This is a genomic window from Rhodococcus sp. MH15, assembly GCF_019266045.1.
GTDB lineage: Bacteria > Actinomycetota > Actinomycetes > Mycobacteriales > Mycobacteriaceae > Rhodococcus_F > Rhodococcus_F qingshengii.
The window spans coordinates 1-1,963 of sequence record NZ_LPNP01000013.1; the positions used below are offsets into that span (position 1 = coordinate 1).

General features: G+C 57.4%; 2 protein-coding genes and 1 pseudogene. 2 read left to right on the top strand and 1 reads right to left on the bottom strand.

Annotated elements, in window-relative coordinates; translation table 11 throughout:
• Positions 1-130: pseudogene (locus ATN37_RS33030) on the top strand (IS481 family transposase); the annotation flags it as partial.
• Here the strand turns inward: ATN37_RS33030 and ATN37_RS00080 are convergent.
• Complete coding sequence (locus ATN37_RS00080; RefSeq protein WP_218694572.1) at positions 119-1,234, bottom strand: DUF4062 domain-containing protein; 1,116 nt, start codon at positions 1,232-1,234, stop codon at positions 119-121. The pseudogene ATN37_RS33030 and the gene ATN37_RS00080 overlap by 12 nt on opposite strands.
• A gap of 164 nt (positions 1,235-1,398) precedes the next feature.
• On the opposite strand from ATN37_RS00080, the gene ATN37_RS00085 reads away from it, so the two are divergent.
• Positions 1,399-1,878: a hypothetical protein gene (locus tag ATN37_RS00085; RefSeq protein ID WP_218694574.1), complete on the top strand. Its 480-nt coding sequence runs from the start codon at positions 1,399-1,401 to the stop codon at positions 1,876-1,878.
• The last annotated feature ends 85 nt before the right edge of the window (positions 1,879-1,963 follow it).

Below are 1,963 nucleotides of genomic sequence, written 5' to 3' on the forward strand. Positions count from 1 at the left end.
ACGACGCACCGCCGTGGAAATCTGGAACGTTCACTACAATTATCATCGACCGCATTCAACACGCGGAGGACGACCGCCCGCCGCTTACCGCCGGCACCGCGTAACTAACGTCCGTTCCTCATACAGCTAGTTCTTTCGGGGACCCAAAATCCTGACGCAAACTGTGTGCCTCTTCGAAAAGTTGAATGGCTGCATCAGGTTCCGTGATCTTCAACAAGGTCAACCCGTAGTTGTCCAGCGCGTAACACAGTTTCTGATTGATGGGTTGCGCGCTTGCCCGTGCAGTTTCGACGGCCTCGTGCAACAGGTCCCTGGACTGGGTCAACTCACCACGCTTACGATGAATCACACCCATATTGGCTAAAGAATTTGTTTTATAAGCGACCGCTTCGGCGTCGCCTCTGGCCAGTAAGGCGGGATCTGCGAGTAGCTGATTGTTGAGCGCGAGAGCCCGTTCGAGCCGCCCTGTTCGCCTCATGAACTGGGCGAACTCCGTCAATGCCTCGGGATCCCCGTCCTTAATTGCATGAGAGAAGGCCGCTTCGGCCTGCATCAGGTGCCCAGCCGCCGCGTGCCTCTTGGCAGTCGCGAGGAGTTGCATCGGTGTTGAGTCCGAAAGCTCATGCATCGGTGTTGAAGCCGATAGCTCAGCTGGAGTCATCTGCGCGGGCAACGTGATCGTCTGTGGAACGCGAACTCCAAGCGGTTGAGCCGCCCATTCAACGAGATTCCGCGTGATGACGCCCGACAGACTGTCGTCCGAATCGAACGTATCAAACAACAAGCTCTTCGACTGCTCCAAGCGGTCACGAAAGTCCATCACCTTGCAAAGTTGTGGGCCTGGGTCACGGAGACGGCCGGCGTCAATCGTCTTGAACAGAACGAGGAGATCACGCATGCAGGCATCCGATGATTCCAACAGCTCAAGGCAGCGATGGAACTCCTCCTCCGTACCCGACGAATAGGGCCCGTCGAGGCTTGGAGGAGAGCCCCAGTGATCTCCCAACATCAAGATCATGAAATCGCAGTCGTCGATATACGGATTAATCCTCGCTTGCGGCCTTCCGACACCCGCGGGGAACTGTTCCCAACCTCGGACGAGAAAGTGAACCCGGGCGGGGTTGGCTCGTTCCTCATTGAACGCGGAGACGGTCTTTCGACAAATATCCCGTTCGTGTGCGAGGTTCCCCGGCGACGCCAAGAAGATCGGACGACCTGAAAGCTCAATCGGCATAAAGCAACCCTAGCGGTGGCACTATCATCTGGATCGGGTACGGGGTCGTCGATATACAAAGCACCGGCTCCGCCGAAGAAGCCTAGCTTCGTCATCTCTTCGTGCTATGTGGTGCCACTCCATAGGCTGGGCAGATGCAAAAATTTTTGAGACGCTTGGGCGCTGTGACTGCCCTGGTCATCGCTGGCTTTGTGGGTGGAATATTCGGCGGTATCACCGTTCGGGGTGGCTGGAATACGCAGGTATTTGGACCGCTCTCCGCATGGGTGGCAGCATCGGTCACCCTCATCGCCGTAGTGGTTGCCCTCACCTCGTCTCGGAAGTCAATTGGGATTGCTCAGCAGTCCGCAGTGATCGCGGAGAGGTCGGTGGAAACTGCGGAGACACGCGCAATCCGCGAACGCGAGTTCAACCATCGCCGAGATAACACGAAGGCCATCGCAGACATGTGGGCACAGATTGGATCAATCCGACCGGCCCTGGAGCGCTCCAGAGACGCAGCGAGACGCGGTGACAAAGACGAGTTAAAGACCTCAGATTCACTTCTGCGGGACCGGATCGCCGCGGCTTCCGGTGCGGTCTTCTACGCAAAGACTGTGACTTTTGTCAATGGCCACGAAGTTCTCCCCGTAGGCGGCCAGTAGTTCTCCCCGCTGGTGGCCACGGGTTCTCCCCGGTGGCGGCCAGTTGTTTTTCCCCACCCGCTTTCTGATTTGGGTTAGCTGAAGG

Bases quoted from the DNA above. Each gene is read 5' to 3' on its own strand.
- ATN37_RS00080 (WP_218694572.1), bottom strand. From the start codon at position 1,234: ATGCCGATTGAGCTTTCAGGTCGTCCGATCTTCTTGGCGTCGCCGGGG.